Consider the following 18,104-nt stretch of genomic DNA (forward strand, 5'->3'; position numbering starts at 1 on the left):
GACGACGACGTCTCGCGGCTTCCCGCGCAGCGTCTCGGCCATGGTGTCGAGCGTGTTCGCAAGGACGACGACGTCTCGCGGCTTCCCGCGCAGCGTCTCGGCCATGGTGTCGAGCGTGTTCGCAAGCGTCGAGGTATCGATCGGACCGGCCTCGCTCAGCGCCGGCTTATAGCCTTCGCCGACCGCCTGCCGACCAGCCGAAAGCTCGGCTTCCACCTGCGACGGCGGAATCGCCTTGCCCAGCGCGTTGTCGAGGTCTTCGCCGATACGCCCGTTCGCCGCATTCTTGCGATCCGTCAGTGCAGACACAATGCGGTCGCGGGCCTCTCCCGGACGGAGTGCCACGCCTTGCCCGAGGCCCTTCATCGTGTCGCCAGCATCGATCAGCATGGCGTCCGGGCCAAGCTTCGCCAGGTCTTGCTGCATGTTGGGCTTGACCGCGCGCTGTGCATCGAGAACGTCGGCGACGATCTGCACCGCCCGGCTATTGTAGCCCGGCATCGTCGCGGTGCGGTTCACGAGCGCGTCGCCGATCCGCTGAATGACGCTGCCCACGACCTTACCGGCTGCGGGCGCTGCGCCGCCGATGAGAGCGCCGCCAAGCGCGCCGGCTTTCGCTTCCTCGATGCGAGGTATGAACCCACCCTCACCGGCATTAAAGCCTTGGACTGCACCAACACCAAAGCCCGAGCCTGCGCTCATAATTGACCGTGTGGCGAGGCCGCCTCGCAATCCGAATGCCATCGGAGCGGCGCCGGCCGCAGCGACCACCGGGACCACGCCGCCCGCAATCTCGCCAGCACCGAAGCTGATTGGGTTTGTGTCCTTGGCGACTTTGTCGTCACCTCTCCGGCTTTCTAGGCCACGGTCATAGGCCTGCCCGCCGCCAGCGCCGAAGGTTCCGGGAGCGACCTTTTCCAGCACCATCCGGGCGCCGCCCGATAGCAGGTCGAACGGGTCCGGCAGTGGCAATATCCGCGCACGTCGCTCGGCGCCGGGGATCGGGCTTGCTGCGGCGACCGCCGACCCCTCGTCACCAGCGCCGAGCGTCAAGCCTTGCGAGACGCCGCGAACGGCCGAAGTGACCATGCCGGGCTGCTCGACAGGGGCTGACGGGATAACAGGCGCCAGCGGGGCAGCCTCCCACCAGTTTCCTTCAGGCACCGCAGCATCTTGCGCCAACGGAGCCGCTTCCCACCATTCAGCCATTTTGTCCTCCCGCAAGCCAAGGGCAACTGTGGGCGAACATCACCCAGACCGAGGCGTCGATGTCGTCGGAAAAGTATCGGGCGGCTCGGCCTTCGAAGACGAAGCCGCTGCGGCGGGCGTAGTGTTGAAGCGCTGCATTGGTGCTCGGGATGCGGCAGACGAGGCGTCGTACGCCGCAGCCTTCGAAGATCCACATCGCGAGATAGCGAAGCACCGAACGTTGCAGCAACCCCTTAGTAGCGACGATGACAAGCTCGGCCTCGCCATGGCCCGAGGCACGGTGAAGCGCGAACACCCCGAAGCACTTTGCATCCCTGCGCGTGAGCATCTTGGAGGCCGGAGTGGTCGACACCCTCAAGCCAGTCGCTTGGCTGAGATATGCCGGTAACGCCTCTGCCTTTGGCAACAGATCATCGCAGATCAGGATATGCCGCGCGGCAATTGCCTCCGCGTGAGCGGCGGTCTGGTCCGCGAACTGGGCCGGCCCAAGCAGCATCAGTGCGCCGCCTGGGCGGCAGGGCTCGCCTGCGTGGCGTTGAGCTGAGCCCGGATCAGCGCACGGACGGTGCTCGAAATGGACGTGTCGCGGCGACGGGCCTCGGCCTCGACAGCGGCGCGCAGCTCGGGTTCAGCCGCGCAGATCAGGGTAGCGGTTCGTCTCGGTCGATCGGATCGCATGATGCCCTCCAGGTGCTGGAAACAGTATGCGCGGATTTGGAATATAATTCAACTAAATCAGTATCTTAACAGACTCATTCACCAGCATTCACGGACGGTCATCGGCTTTCCGCCGCTTTCAAATCGCGCTTGACATTGCGCTGTTTTGTCCGCATATTGCGGACATAGCCGAGGGATGGTCCCCGGCGATTTCGAGGGAAAGCCCCGATGGCCGAAGTCAACACCATGGATATTCAAGAGCAGGTTGCCCGCATCGAGCGAGCGCAAGAGGAAACCCGGAAGTTCGCCGCCGAGGCTCACAAGCTGACGGCCGAAGCTCGGAAGCTGACGCGCGACGCCATCCTTGCCCCGGTTCAGGTCGGGTTCGCCGGCATGGCAGCGGGCGCTGCTCTGGTAGGCGCGATCGTCGCATCGCTTCGGCTGTTCGGGTGACGCCGGACCGCCTTCGCGAAGTCCTGGCCCTGCTGCGCTGGACGCAGCGGGGCCTCGCCGATGCGCTGAGCTGCGATGAACGACTGGCTCGCAGATGGGCAAGCGGTTCGGCGGCCGTACCTCAGCCCGTCGCTGAATGGCTTGAGACGCTGGCTGCTTGCCATGCACAAAACCAGCCGCCCGATGGCTGGCGGTCGCGGGCGTAGAAGATGGCGGGGCCTATGCTGAAGAAGATTGTTGCCGGCCTCTGTCTGAGCGTTGCCCTGACGTGGATACTCTGGCGGATCACGGCAGCTATGGGCCTGCACGGTGCTATGGATAACGCCGCCTTCGCGGGAAGTCCGCTTATAGCCATCGCAATTTCGGTTTGGGCCTTCCGCGCCTTGTACCCCGCAAAGCGCGGCTGACTTCCGCTGCTCGCAGTTCGCATTAGCTGCGTGAACTCTGATTGTCCGGGCATGGGCTGTCCGTATGAGGGACCGGAAATAGGAAACCCCGCCGGTGAGGGTGGGGTCGCTACCTTCAGGTTATATCCCGAAGGCTAAGGCTCGCTTAGGTTGCTTCCGCCAGCGCATCAGACGCTGGCTTCCAGGGGGCTGACATGACCAAGACAATCACCGCTTTTGCGCTCACCGTGGCGCTCTCGTTCGTCGCCATCCCTTCGTTCTCGACGAAGGCGAAAGCCGACTGCACGAACTCCTACGACAAGGCCTCGAACGGCTCGAACTGCGGCGGCCGCGCGTCCGGCTGCAAGTCGGGCGGCAAGGGCGGCACCTGCTGATCTGAAACTAGAGGCCCCGCCTTTCGTAGGCGGGGCCGTTGCTCAAGTCAGGCCCGAGCAGTGCAAGGCGTTGCGCGATGCCTAAGCGTACTATTTCGAAGGGACTGACGCGGACTGCCCCACACCCGGCGTTTTTGCCTGCTCGATTCCTGAACTGGTAGGCGCGGCAAGAACCACGGTAAAAACAGCAGCGCCGACGACGCTCCAGATTGTCCGACCGGTCTGCTGAGCAGTTCTGAATGCTTCAAGCGCGCTTTGATCAGAAGAGGGCGGCGCCCACCTCTCCTCAATTGTGAACCATCCCGGCACGAGCAATGCCCAGAGCGCAACCGCAACTTCACGGAGACTTTTGTGAATACCGATATAATCATCCAGCAGAATTTTATGTCCGAATAAGGCCGCTAGCAGCAGGCCCAGCGCAATAAGGTTTGCGGCTATAACGACTGGCCTGTGCGAAACTATGCTCATGAGATCCCCCCTTACCAAGGGATAGGATGCTGGCACGTCTTTAATTCTTACACAATTGAGCAGATATCAACTCTATCGGATGGCCTGCCCCAATCCAGAAGTCGGGCGACAATGGGCCGGGCGATACTGGCTTATCCCAACTTATCGGCGCGCCGCTGCCTCGTTTGCACGTCGTGTGGCTTTTGCGTCGCGGCGCTGGATATCGCTCGCTGCAGCCGTGGCATCGCGAGCAGCTTCCAACTCGACAACCTCTCGAGCAGCGTTAGCTACGTCCTTCGGGGTTAATCCGCCGATGCCGGCCGCGAGCTTTTGGTTATAGGCCAAAAGCTTATCGAGCGTTCTCCGGAGATCTGCGGCACCCGAAAGTTTCCGGCGTTTTTCCCGGTACGCCAGATAGGCATCAGCTAGTTCAATCCCACTGGCTTGGGAGAACTGAGCGGAAAATTTATCGACTTTCCCACGTGGTGCATCGCGAATGAAGATTAGACGCTCGCGAGCGCAGCTATCCCAGAGATGAAAGGTTTCATTCTGTGCTGCCTGCAGCTCGTCAAAGGCATCGGCGAGCCAGAGTGCCGCCTCATCCAATTTGGGCGCAGACGCTTGCGCTAGTGCTTCCACCGCTCCGGTGACAGCGAGGAACCGAACACGCTCAATGACGGCTGTTGCCGGCTTCACCAATGGCACATAGGGGCCCGCACCCGGGACGGTTGCTGCGCCGCTCGATACCAACGCAGCGACAGCCTGGAGGGTTTCCTCACTGCTTTTTCGGCCCGCATCGATGTTTTCCAAAAGCTGAGCATACTCAGTGATCAGCTTTAGAGAGTATGCAAAACTAGGGTTCGATTTATAGCGCTTTTCGACGGAAGCTAAAATATCGGTGTCCTTAAGCTTTTGCTGAAGCGGCCTGTAGTTCGGGTCGCCGCAGCTATACCCGCCACTCGATAAAAAAAGCAAAAGGCGATTCTCATCCTGCAGTGATAGCCAAGCATCTCGCTCCAAGGATTGATTGCTCGCAAGTGTGGTGCCGAATACCTTCCCAGGTTCTGCAAAATCCTTAAAGTCAGCAGAGCACCCGCTGACCATAGATGCGGCGAAAACCGCACATGCGACGCGGCGAACCATCTTCCCCTCCAGCACGAAATCCCACGGTTTTTCCCGCTTAAGATGCATTAAAGCGCCCTTCCGTAGCGGCAGCAAGACGGTGGCTACTGCTCGACACTACAATAATTGGCCAACCGGGTGAGGCCTTGGTCGAGCAGCAGCAAGCCTCCACAGCCTACAGGGGCGATATCCTGCTCGACGCACTGGCGCACGGCGAGCAGATGCGGATCAGCGCTGCCGCAGTCAAATGCGGCGATGGCGTCGTCGACCATGTGCATCACCAAGCGCTCGCGCTTTTCGGAACCCTCCGCAGGGCCGTGCCCCCGCCGCTAACACGCTGCAGATTTGAGAGCCCAGCCTTCGGGTTGAACCCGGGCCTATAGTGGATTGCCCGCCACTGCTGCATCAGAGCTGCCGAGTTGCTGCCGGCCCCGCACTGCTCGGAGGGATCTTGCTTTCGAGGAAAAGTCGGCCGAGCTGCGCTCCAGCGCTTTTCGGCCACGCCGGCCAGCGCAGTTGAAGGCCGGCGGCCCATCACCCCGCGGCCGTTGACGATGATTGTCGGAACTAGTGCCAAGGCCGCTCCCGGCGAGAACCATTAGAGGCCAACCGCTCCCGCGTATGATCAAGCTCCTGCGCGACTTCCGACATGCAAAAACCCGCGCGAGGCGGATCAAGACAAGTTCCGGTCGGAACCTATGGGCGCTGGGCCGGTTTGAACGCGGCTTGCCGGCTACCGACGGAGAAACAGGTGGAGCTTACCGCACACGTTCAGGTCGCATGTCTCGCCTGGATCGTCGGCGCTACCGGCGTTACCGCATTCCTTGTTCGACCAACGCAATCTCGGCGCTGGCCGCGCCGGGACCGGAAAGAGCAAGCGCGGCCGTGAAGGCCTATCGTGGGGGGAGGAGGGTGCATTCTCTGGGCGCCCTGAACCAGCGGCTGTCACACCGCCCGGCCGCCGATCGTCAGGCAGCGCGCCCGGATATCAGAATGGTTGGCACGAGGTCGCGCGGCTGGAGTCCGAGCCTCTCCCGCTCGATCTGCGCTTCGATCAGCGCCGCCGCATAGGTGCTGGCCACCACGACCACCGCCCGCAAAGGGCCGCGCGTTCCACCCTCAAGCGCTTTGATCCGGCGCAGGTTATCACGACTGGCCATTGCGGTTCGCCTCTAGCTTGTTCAGCCTATCCTCGAAATCGCTGACTTCGATAGCCTTGAGATGGGTGTCGATGAGCTTGCCGATTTCGGCTGCCTCGCCCGGCGTCAATTCGCCCGACGATACCGCATCGAGGACGGCTTCCGTCGCAGCCTTAACTTCACCGGCGCCGCCGATCCTGGGCAAGTCGAACATGACCGGCCTATCACGACGCACCGGCACCAGGCGATCCATGCAGAGCCGCAGCGCCGTCATGTCGCCGTTGAGAGCTAGGTCGATGGCCTTCCGGGTCAACGTCTCGGCCTCGCCCTCAAGCAGCGCCTCAATGGCGAGCGTGGTGCGGTGACGGGTGCCCTTCGCCTTGCCGGCAGGGTTGCCGCTTTGGCCCGGGCGAAAGCGCCCTTGGATCTGTTCTGCGCCTGCTTTTGCAGGGGTGTCGTCTTCAGCGGTCACGGTGTCCTATCCTCGGTCAATGGCGGCCGGTAGCGCTCTGGCGCTGCCCTGGCGATGTCGATGCGAAGCCCACAAGCAAGCTCGGCGGCACCTTGCATCCCAGTTCGCCCGGCGCCGGCCCCCATGCGTGGCTGTTCCATGTCGACGGATCGCGGCGCCAGCTATCGACCGGGATGCGCCAACTCTCGGCCTCGGCGGCAGGGCTCGCAGACGGCTGCGCCTGATGGTCCTCCCATCCACGCCGGTTCAACCAGGACGAGCTATGCGGGATGAAGCGGCTGCCGACGTTGTTCCGCTTCCGCTCGGCCGCTGCGAAGGCCTTGGCTCCGGCGATAATCATCTCGGGATCTGCTCCGCCCTTCACCGCTACTTCGAAACGCTTACGCGCTGGCTCCTTCGGATCGGTGCCGTCACGCTTGGGGTATGCCGCCCTGAATCGCTCGAAGTCCTCGTTTTTCGCCTTCCTGGCTGGCTTGGTCCTGATGGGCTTTCCGACGTGACATATATCGGAATCGCCCAAGAGAGATTTATCTCTCTCTTCTCCTCTCCTCTCCATTAGGCGTGACATTTCCCTGTCACGGGAGAGTTCGTCACGGTTGACGCGTGACTTTTCGTGCTCTGTCACGCTTGAGCCGTGACTTGTCACGCTTGAGCCGTGACTTTGGACCTGTTCGCCAGGGGGCGGCGAAATGTCACGAATGTCACGGTCTGTCACGGTAGATGTCACGGCTGAGCACGTTACAACTTCCTGCTGTCCACGCTCTCGCTGCCGCTGGCGGCGCTTTCTATCAGCCGCCGTCAGGTCGCGAGAATGGTTGAGAGGGCCACTCTGTGCCTTCCCGCTTGCGGCAACGAAAGGGGCTATTTGCGCTGGCAGCGGGAACAACGCCTTGAAGAACTTCGGGCGCTGATAGAGGCAGAAGTTCCGCACCGCGCCGTACTGGCGGCCATCGGCCGTAAAGGACCGGACCATGTCTAGACTGGCCAGCTCGGCCAAAACCGCAGCGATGTCGACGGTGTCAGTCGGGAAAATCCGCATGCGCAGCGTGAGCGGCCTCCATTCAAAGATGCCTTGATCGTCGGCCTCGCACCAAACTCCGATGAAGAGCAGGCGCGCGTGCACAGACACGGACACGAAAGCTTCGTCCGTGAAGATTCCGGGATGGATTGATCGGATGCGCGCCATGGCTATGCCTCCCTTCGCGCGCTGACGCGCCACCGATCGGGATCGGCCACACCGATGATGAGCAGCCCATTCCGGTGGTCGCGCAGGATGAAGCCGGCGGTTTGCATTTCTCGCAGAAACCGATGGACCTTTCGCTCTGTCCACGACCATGTCTTTGCCAACGTGTCGGCGCGGCAGGCGAAGTTCCACTCCTCCTCATCACCGTCTACCGCCTGCGCAACGATCCAAAGCAGCGCCTCGATGCTGCCGAACGCCTGCTGCCTGAACGGCAGATTTTCTCTCCAAAAATCGCGAGAGAGCAGGAATTGCGTAGCGTCGCTCATGACCGCCAGTCCTGCGCCATGTCGGCAACGATCGAGCGAGCAGGATCGCACCACAGCGTGACGCGACCAGGCGAGCCCTGCCGGCTCTTCTCGACGCCAACCTCGACGGCGTTCCGAATCTTCTCGAACTCGTAGAGCGCGTCAGGATCGCGGTTGCGGTATTTCTCTGACTTCGCCGCGTAATAGGCCTCGCGGTATAGGATCAGGACAGCGTCGGCGGCTTCCTCGATCTCACCTGATGAGCGCAGATCGGCCAGCGTCGGGCGCTTGTCGTCCCGGCCCTCCGAGGCACGGTTGATCTGCGAACAGAGGATGACGGCGCACCCGAGTTGCTTGGCCAGCACCTTCGCCCCGTTCGCGACCTCTCCCAGTTCCCCGACGCGGTTGCCGGCATAGCGGCTCGACGGCTTCACGATCTGGGCATGGTCGATGATGACCAGCTTCAGCGTCGTGCCCTGCCGTTCGAACCGCGCCGCCTCCCGCTTCGCCGTGACCAGGATATCGGTCATCCCGAGCGCAGGCGTGTCGTCGAGATAGAACGGCCGCTGCTGAAGCTCGTCGCGCTGCTGCTCGATGCCGTCGAGATCCGCTTCGCAGATGTGGCCGGCCAGGATGTCGCCATAGGGCGGGACCTTGCCGCCGATGTTCTCCGCGATGCAGCGCGCGGCGATTTCCGTCCCCGGCACCTCCAGCGAGAAGAATGCGACACCGTAACCGGCGCGGCTGACCTTATTGGCGATCGATGCGGCCACCATCGTCTTGCCCATGCCGGTACGGCCGCCGAGGATGATCAGCGCGCCAGCAGCGAGCCCGCGCATGGGCAAGTGCTTGTCGAGCGTGGCGAGCCCGGAGCTGGGCGGCCGGAAACCCGTGCCAGCGAGCATCGCCCTGGCATCTATCGCGACCGTGGCCGCAATAGCGCCGAGGCTGGCCCGGCGAGCACCCTTGCGATCAAGGGTCACGTCGCGAACCTCGTCGAGGTCGGTCAGCACCCGCTCGACCAGCTCGCGTGGATCATGAGCCAGGATATTGCCTCGGATCATGTCGGCTTTGCCGACTACCTGGCGCAGCGCCCAGTTCGCCTTGATGTCTCGGCAATACTGAGCAATCCGGGAAGGCGTCACCGCATCCGCGAGCATGCGCGCCTGCACCTGTTCGAAGCTGACCTCCGGCCCGAAGATGGTCGTGGCGCCGCCCTGCAACACGGTGCGCAGGTCGATGACATCGCCACGGAGGGCGACGGCCCGAATTCGGGTCCAGAGGGTGCCGAGCCCGTCGTCCGAGAAGTGACGCGCTTCGATTTCCGTGGAAAGCGCGCTGCCAACGGCGTTGGGGTGCATCAGCACCCCGCCGAGCATGCCGATCTCCATAGCGGCGGCGCTTTCCGTCCAGGCGGGAGGCAGACCAGTTGCAGGGAGGTGAAGAGCGTTCAATGCTGCCTCCACGGATCAGACGGGAGGACAGAGGCTTTCAGATCAACCGCAAGCAGCTCTACGGCAGTTGCCGTCAACCGGACCTCATTGCCCTGCTCAAGGCGCCGGTCCGGGTAGCGGAGGAGTACGGGCTCATTGAACGCCAAGCCGCGCTCGATCAGCTCAGGCGCCGCCTCGGAATCGTATTCATCGCCCAGCGCTCCTACACCGCCCTCATCGAAATCACGGATTTTCGGGGCAGCGACGGGATTGATGATAGGAATCCCGCACATAACGAAAGCGAGCTGGATCGCGAAGACATGCCGCGACGGCTCGTCCTGCGCCGCGCCTTCATAGTGCCGATAGGCATCCTCCCAAGCGCCGAGGAAGACCGTCGCGCCGGCCTTACGCCACTGCTCCAGAACATGTGCGAACTGCTCCAGCGCGAAATTGGGCTGGGCATCCGCCAAGGCCTTGAGGATGGTGACATCAAGCGGGTTATCGGGGCTGAACGAAATCATGCTGCCCTCCGCTCAATCACGGTGACAGGCACGCTTAGGACGTAGCGAGCATGGCTGCCGGCATAGGGGCCGTCATGCTTCTCGTCGTGGGTGACGACGCCGACGCCGCCACGGCGGAGCTTGAAGACGTAATGGCTCCAGCGGGGGCCAGGATGGTCGATCGGCGTGCAACCGCGTGCGCCGGCCGAGATGAGGTTGTCCAAGGCCCAGGCGTCGCGGCCCCGGAAGGTCTTCGGCGTCGGATCGCCTTCGACGGCGACGGTGATGCTCTTCAGGTGTGCCATCAGTTGCGGCCCTCCTGCGGCCCGAGCGACGCGAGGCGGAGAACCGTGAGGGCGTGCAGCTCGGACAGGCCGAAGCGACGCTGAAGACGATTGACGATGACGGTGGGGATGGTATCTTCGCAGGACATTCCGGCCAGGAATGAAGCCTTTGCGAGCCCGGCGCCTTCCCCGCGCCGGGTTTTGCTTTGGAGCTGCATCAGATCACGCCGCTCCCTGCAAAGAAGCTTCTGACGTGCTGGCGCGCTTGCGGCCCTCGCACCACTGATCGAGGTCAGCCGGATCGTAGACGACGCGAGAGCCGATAGAGATATACTTGGGGCCGCCGCCGAAGTGGCGCATCTTGTTCAGCATCGACGTGCTGACGCCAAGATATGAGGCAGCCTCGTTCGTCGGGAGTTTTCGCTTACCTGCGGGGGCGTCCAGATTGGACATTAGAGCTTCCTTTGCTTGCCGAAGCCGCATGTGGCGTTCGGTGGAAGCTCAGGAAACCAGAGGTCAGCGGGGCGGTCGGGAACTAAACCCCGAGATTTATTCGGGGGTGGTTATGTTCCCTTTTGCGGCCCTGCTCTGCATGAGCTGCTCGACTAGCGCGCTACACCCCTGCCACTCCCGCAAATCGGTCCACATCGGCGGCATCCACGATGTCGTGTTCTGAAGCGCATCAGCAGCGCTTTTCGCCTGCGAGTAAAAGCTAGGCGTCTCGACGCTCGCCCCGTGCCAGTCTGTCCAGGCTGCGCCGACGAAAGCGAGGAAGGGATTCTTGCCGATATCATTGCTACGGCCGGGGGCGCAGCCTGTTAGAAACAGCCACAGCTCCGCGAGCTTCATGACGAAAGCCTGCCGCGATAAGTCGCCGATGTTCTGACGCTTGGCCGCCCATTCGGATCTTCGCCGCTTTGCATCAGCGGCAAGTCCGCTCAGAAGCGAGCGCGTATAGTCGACGGCAGCGAAATCAGCCTCGGCATCGACCTGTCCCTTGCGAAGATTGTTGGAAGGGTCGCGCTCGCCGCCATACCTAGTCCTTCGGAGCGCGCGCCAAGCCAGTGGGTCCAAGGTGCTTAGCGCGGCTACTGCCGCATCGATCGCCTTCGTCGCTTTCTCGGCATGTTCGCCCAGTATCTGCCACGGCATCAAATCGGCGGGCGGATCTGGGAATGCAGCGGAGCGGATAGCGATTTCGAGGGTGCGGCCGACCAACTGGACGAGCAGTGGCTCCAACTCGCGGCTGACGGCTGGCGAGCGGCAGCCGATGCGAGCCTGAAGGAAAGCGTAGGCATTGGTCTGTTCAGGATGCGAGTAGACCGCATCCGGCACAGGATCTTCGTACTCGTCCTTGTGAAAATCGGATACCGTCATGTCGAGCGCTTCCGGCGGGGCAGTGGCACAATCTCGGCGCTCCCTTTGCCCTTCAGCGCGGCGTCGATGGTGCGACCGATCCGATTGGCGACGCGCAGCGACGGGTCAGCCTGCAGGTGGGCATAGACTTGAGTGGAGCGCATGTTCGCGTGGCCGAGCAGCGCGCCTGTCATCTCTAGACTTTCGCCCGAAGATACTGAGGTCGAGCCGAGCGTGTGGCGAAGCGTGTGCGGGGTCACGCCCGGCAGCTTCGCCAGCTTGATCGCCGCCGGCCATACCCGTTTAGTCCCCTGATAGAAGCCATCGCCGCGTTCGGCCGGGAAAACATAGTCGCTGCCGTCCGTCTTGCCGATCGACGCCAGGAGCGCCATCGCGGCAGAGTTGAGGGGGCGCATGGAAAAGCCGGTCTTGCTGTCCCCGAAGATCAGGGCGGCGCGGTCGAAGTCGACCTCTACCCATTTCAGCGCCGCGACCTCGTTGCGGCGGCAGCCGGTGAGCGCCCACAACCGGGCTATGTTCAAGGCCTTGGGGTTCGATCCCTTGGCTTCTAGCGCGACTAGGGCTTTGCCCAACTCGCGCACCTGGTCGAGCGTCAGGAACGCTTTGCGCTGGTTGTCGGTCTTGTTGACGGCCGCATGCTCGCACGGGTTCTCGCTGGCGATTTCCGAGCGCTGCGCGAAGGTGAAGACGGCCGATAGATCCCGCACGACCTTGCGAGCGGCGCCCTCTCCGCCTCGGACGATGACACGGACACCGCTATCGTTTTTCTCGTCGCGAGCGCTCTTGCCGCCGGCAACGTCAGCCACGAAGCGAACGATGTCGCTCGGTCGGACGTCAGACACGCGGCGCTTCCCGAGGAGCGGCAGGACATGATGGTTGAGTCGCGCCATGGTGTATCGCTTCGTCAGCGGCTTCATCGCCATGCCCTGGCGTTTGCCACGCTGGATGACGCATCCACGCTTCTCATATTCCGCTAGCAGCTCGGCAATCGTCATCTCGCGGCGCTTCGCGGTGCGGCCGGCGGCCGGGTCGTCACCGTTGGCCACGCCGCCGAGCAGCTTGCGCGCTTTCTGCCGAGCCTCGTCAGGCGTCAGGGTGCCGTACTGCCCGACCACCATGTTGCGACGCGTCGCCTTCCGACCGCCGCCGTCAGCTCGATACCGGACGATGAACGTCTTGCGCCCGCTCTTCTCGATCCGAAGCCCGAAGCCGGGCAGATCGGCGTCCCAAAGCTCATACCGATTTTCGCGTGTCTCGGCGGCATCCACCGTACGCTTGCTCAGCCTTACCTTGCTCGTCTCGCCAGCCATGGATAGCGCCTTGGGGTCCACATGGGGTCCACCGTCCGTCATCCGCGAGGAAACCGGAGGAAAGCCCTGCCCAACAAATCGCGGGCTTCATCGGCACTTATGACACGCTGGGAAATCGGAGGAAAGTCTGTAAAGCGCTGGCCACAACCTTGCCAAGGTTGGGGTCGAGGGTTCGAATCCCTTCTCCCGCTCCAGGACATCTCAAAATCTGAGAAGCATGCAAGCGTCGGTTCGTCCGGCGCTTTTTGCTGTTCAGCGCCGGTTTTCGGCACAAGCCTTCTGCTCGCCCGCTCCATGGCTCAAATCTGACGCTTGAGCGCGCGCGGCCCGCGAAGGCCCCGCGGTCGATTTGGCGTCAGGCAGAGGCCCCGACCTCGCCAAACCGCCAGAACAAGCGGACGCCGCCTTCTCCGGTGCTTTCGAGGCTTGGCACGGCGGAGAGAAGCTTGCGGGTATAAGGGTGCTGCGGATTGTCGAAGATGTCGTCACGGGGGCCCTCCTCGACGATGCGCCCCTCCTGCATGACGACGACACGGTCCGCCACCTGCTCGACGACACCAAGATCGTGGCTGATGAACAGGCAGGAGAAGCCGTGCTTCTGCTGCAGTTGGGCGAAGAGCTCGAGCACCTGTGCGCGCACGGTGACGTCCAGCGCCGAGACCGGTTCGTCGGCGATGACGAAGCTCGGCCGGCGCACCACAGCGCGGGCGATCGCCACGCGCTGGCGCTGGCCGCCGGAGAGCTCGTGCGGATAGCGCTCCGCGAAACCGTTGGCGAGGCCCACCTCGGCCAGCACCTCCGCGACACGTGCCATGCGGCCGGCCGCGCTCATCGGCTCGCCCAGCCGCAGCGGCTCGGCCACGAGCTGCGCGATCGTCATGCGCGGATCGAGCGAGGAATAGGGGTCCTGGAACACCATCTGGCAGTTCAGCCGGTAATTCCAATAAGCCGACTCGCTTCTCGTAATCGGCTTGCGGTTGAAGTGGATCTCACCGCCCGACGGCCTGACAAGCCCTGCGATGGACTGGCCGAGCGTGGTCTTGCCAGAGCCGGACCCGCCGACGACCGCAACGACTTCACCGGGCTGAACCTCGAGCGAGATGCCGTGCAGCGCCCGCTTGCCCTCGCTCTTCCGAAAGAAGCTCTGCCGGCCGGGATAGTCGACGACGAGGCCCCGCACCGAGACGATCGGCATCTGCGCCAGCGGGAGCAGCCGCGCGGGTAGCCGCTGCGGCATCGCCGCCAGCAGCTTGCGGGTGTAGGGGTGCTGCGGCCGCGCCAGCAGCTCGTCGGCCCGGCCCTGCTCGACCACGACGCCCTGCTGCATCACGACGATGCGGCTGCAATAGCGCGCCACCATGCCGAGATCGTGCGAAATCAGCAGCACGGCGGTCTGGTTGGCCTGGGTCAGCTCGACCATCAGCTCCATCACGTCGCGCTGGACAACGGCATCGAGCGCGGTCGTCGGTTCGTCCGCAAGCAACAGCGCCGGCTTCAGCAGCATCACCGAGGCCAGCATGATGCGCTGGCGCATGCCGCCGGAGAACTGGTGCGGATAGGCTTCGAGCGCGCCCTCGGGATCGGTGAGACCGACGCTGCGGAGCATGTCGAGGATGAGCGCGCGCCGGCCTGCCGCATCGAGCGTCCGGCGATGCAGCGCCAGCCCCTCGTCGAGCTGGCGCCCGATCAGCATCGAAGGGTTGAGCGAGGTCATCGGCTCCTGGAAGACCATGCCGACGCGGGAACCGCGGATCCGTCGCAGATCCTTGGCCGGCATCGCCATGACGTCGCGGCCCTCAAAGCGGATCGTGCCGCCGCTGAGCCGCACCGCCGGTGGGACGAAGCCCATCACGGCACGGGCCGCGAGCGTCTTGCCCGAGCCCGATTCGCCGACAATTCCGACGATCTCGCCAGGGAAGACCTGGAAGGACACGTCGTCGACGACCCTGCGGCCGGTCGCGCCGATCTCCAGCGTCAGCCCGGCGACGTCGAGGAGGGGCGTGGCGCTCGCTGCCGAAGCGGTTCCGGTGGCCACATCGCTCGGAGATGCCGGGGTCATCGCACGCCCCTCATGCGCGGATCGAGCCTGTCGCGCAGGGCGTCGCCGAGCAGGTTGATGCCGAGCAGGGTCAGGGAGATCGCGAGGCCGGGATAGATGCCGAGCCACATCGCCTGGCCGATATAGGGCCGCGCGGCTGCGAGCATGTTGCCCCAGGTCGGGGCCGGCGGCGGCACGCCCAACCCCAGGAACGACAGCGCGCTTTCCGCCAGCAGCACATAACCGAACATCGACGTCGCCAACACCGTCAGCGGCGCGATGCAGTTCGGCAGGATGTGGCGCGCCATGGTGAAGGCTTCCGAATTGCCCATCACGCGCGAGGCGGCGACAAACTCGCGCTCGCGCAGGGACAGCACCGTGCCGCGCACGACCCGCGCCACGGAGGGCGTGTAGGCGATGCCGAGCGCGACGATGATGCCGTATTTGTTGGCACCGACCACGGCCAGCAGGCCGAGCGCCAGCAGGATGCCGGGAAAGGCCAGCAGCGCATCGTTGAAGGCCATGATGATCCGGTCGGTCCAGCCACGCAGATAGCCCGAGAGCAGGCCGATGATCGTGCCGGCGACGACGGCGAGCGTCACCGTAAGGACGCTGATCCAGACGGAGGTCGCGGCGCCCGCCATCAGGCGCGAGAGCACGTCGCGGCCGAACTCGTCGGTGCCAAGCCAATGCAGCGCGGAGGGTGCCACCAGCTTCTCGCGGAAGGAGAGCTTGAGCGGATCATAAGGCGTCCACAGCGCGCCGGTCCCGGCCGTGGCGAGCAGGATCGCGATCAGCATGCCGCCGACCAACGCGTTGGGCGCGGGGAGCCTTCGCCGGCGACGGGTCTTGATCGTGACGGTCTGGGTCATCCGGCCGTCACCCTTGGATCGAAGATCGGGTAGCAGAGATCGATCACGAGGTTCACCAGCACATAGGTGAAGGCGACGAACAGCATGCAGCCCTGAATGACCGGATAGTCACGCGCGAAGATCGCATCGACCAGGAGGCGCCCGAGGCCCGGAATGGTGAAGACCGTCTCGACCACCGCGATGCCGCCGAGCAGGTTGCCAAGCACCAGGCCAATCAGCGTCCAGGTCGGCCCGAAGGCGTTCTTGAAGGCGTGGCGCCACAGCACCGCGCTTTCCGACAACCCCTTGGCGCGGGCATGAGTGATGTAGTCGAGCCTGAGCACCTCGAGTGTCGAGGCGCGCGCCATCCGCAAGATCACGCCGATCTCGTGCAGGAACAGCGTTAGGATCGGCATGACCAGATAGAGCAGCCCCGCCCTCCAGTCATCCGCGATCGAGACATAGCCGACGACCGGCAGCCAGCCGAGCTTGAGGCCGAAAAACAGCAGCAGCAGCAGGCCGAGCCAGAAGGTCGGCACCGAAAGCAGCAGCGTCGCCGTCGCGACGAAGCCGATATCGAGCGCGGTATCCTGTTTCCAGGCGGCGATGACGCCGGCCGGGACCGCGACGCAGCTCGCCAGCACGACCGCGACGAGCACGATCTGCGCGCTGACCGCGAAGCGCTGCAGGATCAGCGGCAGCACCGCCTGCTGCGACGAGATCGACTGGCCGAAATCACCGTGCAGGACATTGCCGATCCAGATGCCGAACTGCGCCGGCAGACTTTGGTCGAGGCCCAGCCGCGCGCGCAGATCGGCCAGGCTTGCCGGGGTCGCGAGATCCCCCAGCATCAATTGCGCCGGATCGCCGGGGATCAGGCGGATCATGACGAACACCGACACCGCCACGATCAGCAGCGTCGGCAGAGCCATTCCGATTCGCGTCAGTGCAAAACGAAACATCCAAGCCCTCCCAAGCCCGATGCGGTCAGGATCGCGAGATCACTTCGCGACGCTGACCTCCCAGAGCCGCAGCTGCGAGGCCCAAGGCGTAACGCCGCTGACGCGCTTGGAATGAGCGACGATGTCGAGGTCGTTATGGGTGAAGATGCTCGGCACCTGATCGATGAAACGCTTGTGGAGATCGTCGAAGATTGTCTGGCGCTGGGCCTGGTCGGTCACGACCATCGACTTGTCGATGAGCGCCAAGGCTTCCGGGTCTTCCCAGACCTTGCGGGGCTGCTTGTCCTTGGGGCCGGAGATCTGCTCGAAACCGAGCGCGGGGTCGAAGCGGCTCGAATAGGAGAAGGCCTGGATCTGGTAATTGCCCTTGTTGTACCGGTCGAGCTGGGTCGCCCACTCCAGCACCTCGATCTCGGCATTGATGCCCGCAGCCTGCATCATCGCCTGCGCGATCACCGCCGTGTCGAAGCTCGGCACGCTGGAGCGCTTGTTGGCCAGGATGACAATCTTCTCGCCCTTGTAGCCAGCCTTCTGCAGCAGAGCCTTGGCGGCGGCCGGATCATAGGTGAAGCCGCGCTTTTCGGCGTCGCCGTAGAACTTCGAGGTCATGTAGACCGGCGAGTTGTTGGGCTTGCCCAGCCCGTTCGAGACGTTGGCGACCAGCTCGGGAAAGTCGATCGAGGCCGCGATCGCCTGACGCAGCGCCTGGTTCTTCAGCAGCGGGTCGCGCGTCTGGATGATCAGGCTATGGCGCACCGGGTTCGGCGCGATGGCGAGCGTGAGGTTGGGCGCGTTCTTCAGGTCGGGGACATCCGATTCCGGCATCAGCGCCATGTCGAGCGAGCCGGCGAGCAGGCCGGCCTTCACCGTCGCCGCATCGGGGATGACCATGAAGCGCGCCTCCTTCACCAGCGGGCGCTTCGAGCCGATATAGCCGTCGCGCTTGTCACCCTTGGGCGAGATATACTGGTCGAAGGCGAGAAGCTGGACCGACTGGCCGCGCTTCCATTCGCCGAGCATGAACGGACCGGTGCCGATCGGCTTGTCCCAGCTGCCGTCGGCCTTGACCGAATCCTTTTGCAGCACGGCTGTGCCGCCGCAATCGGCGCGCGCCAGCGTGTCGAGGAAGAGCGCGTTCGGCTTGTCGATCTCCATCACGAAGGTGTCCGCGTCTGGCGCCGTGGCGGAGACCACCTTGAGGCCGTTGCGCCCGTCGACATCCGATAGGCAGCGCCAGTCGGTCTTCGGGTCGACGTAACGGTTCCAGCTCCACAGCACATCGGCGGACGTCATCGTGGACCCGTTGTGGAACTTCACCCCCTTGCGCAGGCGGAAGGTGTAGGTCTTGCCGTCCGGCGAAATCTCGACCGTCTCGGCCAGCAGCGGCCCGACAGAGCCGTCTTCGGCATAGCCGACGAGACCCTCGACTATATGCATCTGGACCGCGTCGGTGTTGCCGTCCCGGTTCACGCCCGGATTGGTCGAGCGGATGTCGGCATTGAGCACGGCGGTCAGCGTCTGCGCTCCCGCAGCGCCGGCCGACAGCGCCAAGGCGAGGGCCGAAACGAGCATTCGGTTCAT

The 18,104-nt window shown here is 63.9% G+C and carries 22 protein-coding genes and 1 pseudogene; 2 read left to right on the top strand and 21 right to left on the bottom strand.

The genetic code is table 11. From position 1 onward, the window contains the following. The 3 genes and pseudogenes from AC1DR6_RS21110 to AC1DR6_RS21120 form a co-directional block, all read right to left on the bottom strand. Nucleotides 1-1,164, bottom strand: a pseudogene (locus tag AC1DR6_RS21110) (hypothetical protein); the annotation flags it as partial. A 37-nt stretch (nt 1,165-1,201) separates the two neighbouring features. Next, a complete protein-coding gene (locus AC1DR6_RS21115) occupies nt 1,202-1,705 on the bottom strand; it encodes a GNAT family N-acetyltransferase (protein WP_476831239.1) in 504 nt (167 codons plus the stop codon). After that, nucleotides 1,705-1,887, bottom strand: a complete 183-nt coding sequence (locus AC1DR6_RS21120; RefSeq protein ID WP_476831240.1) for a hypothetical protein — start codon at nt 1,885-1,887, stop codon at nt 1,705-1,707. The genes AC1DR6_RS21115 and AC1DR6_RS21120 overlap by 1 nt, the downstream gene beginning before the upstream one ends. Before the next feature lie 207 nt (nt 1,888-2,094). Between AC1DR6_RS21120 and AC1DR6_RS21125 the strand changes: the two genes are divergently transcribed. Both AC1DR6_RS21125 and AC1DR6_RS21130 read left to right on the top strand, forming a co-directional pair. Beyond that, nucleotides 2,095-2,319 (top strand): hypothetical protein, encoded by a 225-nt coding sequence (locus AC1DR6_RS21125; protein ID WP_476831241.1) that lies wholly within the window; start codon nt 2,095-2,097, stop codon nt 2,317-2,319. A gap of 601 nt (nt 2,320-2,920) precedes the next feature. Then, a complete protein-coding gene (locus AC1DR6_RS21130) occupies nt 2,921-3,100 on the top strand; it encodes a hypothetical protein (RefSeq protein WP_476831242.1) in 180 nt (59 codons plus the stop codon). 90 nt (nt 3,101-3,190) lie between these two features. On the opposite strand, the gene AC1DR6_RS21135 is transcribed toward AC1DR6_RS21130, so the two are convergent. From AC1DR6_RS21135 to AC1DR6_RS21220, 18 genes are all read right to left on the bottom strand, one after another. After that, nucleotides 3,191-3,568: a hypothetical protein gene (locus AC1DR6_RS21135; protein WP_476831243.1), complete on the bottom strand. Its 378-nt coding sequence runs from the start codon at nt 3,566-3,568 to the stop codon at nt 3,191-3,193. 141 nt (nt 3,569-3,709) lie between these two features. Beyond that, nucleotides 3,710-4,690 (bottom strand): hypothetical protein, encoded by a 981-nt coding sequence (locus AC1DR6_RS21140; RefSeq protein ID WP_476831244.1) that lies wholly within the window; start codon nt 4,688-4,690, stop codon nt 3,710-3,712. A gap of 83 nt (nt 4,691-4,773) precedes the next feature. Next, nucleotides 4,774-4,941 (bottom strand): hypothetical protein, encoded by a 168-nt coding sequence (locus AC1DR6_RS21145; protein ID WP_476831245.1) that lies wholly within the window; start codon nt 4,939-4,941, stop codon nt 4,774-4,776. Nucleotides 4,942-5,637: 696 nt separating this feature from the next. Continuing rightward, the gene (locus AC1DR6_RS21150) at nt 5,638-5,829 is read right to left on the bottom strand and encodes a hypothetical protein (RefSeq protein ID WP_476831246.1); all 192 of its coding nucleotides are present in this window, start codon (nt 5,827-5,829) and stop codon (nt 5,638-5,640) included. Then, complete coding sequence (locus tag AC1DR6_RS21155) at nt 5,816-6,280, bottom strand: DUF5681 domain-containing protein (RefSeq protein WP_476831247.1); 465 nt, start codon at nt 6,278-6,280, stop codon at nt 5,816-5,818. The genes AC1DR6_RS21150 and AC1DR6_RS21155 overlap by 14 nt, the downstream gene beginning before the upstream one ends. 16 nt (nt 6,281-6,296) lie before the next feature. Next, nucleotides 6,297-7,466 carry a hypothetical protein gene (locus AC1DR6_RS21160; protein ID WP_476831248.1) on the bottom strand — a complete coding sequence of 390 codons (1,170 nt, stop codon included), beginning with the start codon at nt 7,464-7,466 and terminating at the stop codon, nt 6,297-6,299. A 2-nt stretch (nt 7,467-7,468) separates the two neighbouring features. After that, entirely contained in the window at nt 7,469-7,789 is a 321-nt protein-coding gene (locus AC1DR6_RS21165) for a hypothetical protein (protein WP_476831249.1), read from the bottom strand. Continuing rightward, complete coding sequence (locus AC1DR6_RS21170) at nt 7,786-9,222, bottom strand: replicative DNA helicase (RefSeq protein WP_476831250.1); 1,437 nt, start codon at nt 9,220-9,222, stop codon at nt 7,786-7,788. Before AC1DR6_RS21170 ends, AC1DR6_RS21165 begins: the two co-directional genes overlap by 4 nt. Continuing rightward, complete coding sequence (locus tag AC1DR6_RS21175; protein WP_476831251.1) at nt 9,219-9,722, bottom strand: hypothetical protein; 504 nt, start codon at nt 9,720-9,722, stop codon at nt 9,219-9,221. The genes AC1DR6_RS21170 and AC1DR6_RS21175 overlap by 4 nt, the downstream gene beginning before the upstream one ends. Beyond that, nucleotides 9,719-10,006, bottom strand: a complete 288-nt coding sequence (locus AC1DR6_RS21180) for a winged helix domain-containing protein (protein ID WP_476831252.1) — start codon at nt 10,004-10,006, stop codon at nt 9,719-9,721. Before AC1DR6_RS21180 ends, AC1DR6_RS21175 begins: the two co-directional genes overlap by 4 nt. Continuing rightward, entirely contained in the window at nt 10,006-10,203 is a 198-nt protein-coding gene (locus AC1DR6_RS21185) for a hypothetical protein (RefSeq protein WP_476831253.1), read from the bottom strand. The genes AC1DR6_RS21180 and AC1DR6_RS21185 overlap by 1 nt, the downstream gene beginning before the upstream one ends. Nucleotides 10,204-10,207: 4 nt before the next feature. Then, nucleotides 10,208-10,438, bottom strand: coding sequence for a helix-turn-helix transcriptional regulator (locus AC1DR6_RS21190; protein ID WP_476831254.1), 231 nt, complete (start codon nt 10,436-10,438; stop codon nt 10,208-10,210). Between the two features lie 96 nt (nt 10,439-10,534). Next, complete coding sequence (locus tag AC1DR6_RS21195; protein WP_476831255.1) at nt 10,535-11,362, bottom strand: hypothetical protein; 828 nt, start codon at nt 11,360-11,362, stop codon at nt 10,535-10,537. Beyond that, the gene (locus AC1DR6_RS21200) at nt 11,359-12,672 is read right to left on the bottom strand and encodes a tyrosine-type recombinase/integrase (RefSeq protein ID WP_476831256.1); all 1,314 of its coding nucleotides are present in this window, start codon (nt 12,670-12,672) and stop codon (nt 11,359-11,361) included. Before AC1DR6_RS21200 ends, AC1DR6_RS21195 begins: the two co-directional genes overlap by 4 nt. Before the next feature lie 355 nt (nt 12,673-13,027). Beyond that, nucleotides 13,028-14,731: an ABC transporter ATP-binding protein gene (locus tag AC1DR6_RS21205; RefSeq protein ID WP_476831257.1), complete on the bottom strand. Its 1,704-nt coding sequence runs from the start codon at nt 14,729-14,731 to the stop codon at nt 13,028-13,030. Continuing rightward, nucleotides 14,728-15,510, bottom strand: a complete 783-nt coding sequence (locus AC1DR6_RS21210; RefSeq protein WP_476831319.1) for an ABC transporter permease — start codon at nt 15,508-15,510, stop codon at nt 14,728-14,730. Before AC1DR6_RS21210 ends, AC1DR6_RS21205 begins: the two co-directional genes overlap by 4 nt. A gap of 68 nt (nt 15,511-15,578) precedes the next feature. After that, nucleotides 15,579-16,523 carry an ABC transporter permease gene (locus tag AC1DR6_RS21215; protein ID WP_476831258.1) on the bottom strand — a complete coding sequence of 315 codons (945 nt, stop codon included), beginning with the start codon at nt 16,521-16,523 and terminating at the stop codon, nt 15,579-15,581. 39 nt (nt 16,524-16,562) lie between these two features. Then, a complete protein-coding gene (locus AC1DR6_RS21220; RefSeq protein WP_476831259.1) occupies nt 16,563-18,104 on the bottom strand; it encodes an ABC transporter substrate-binding protein in 1,542 nt (513 codons plus the stop codon).

Source organism: Allobosea sp. P5_A5 (genome assembly GCF_056400625.1).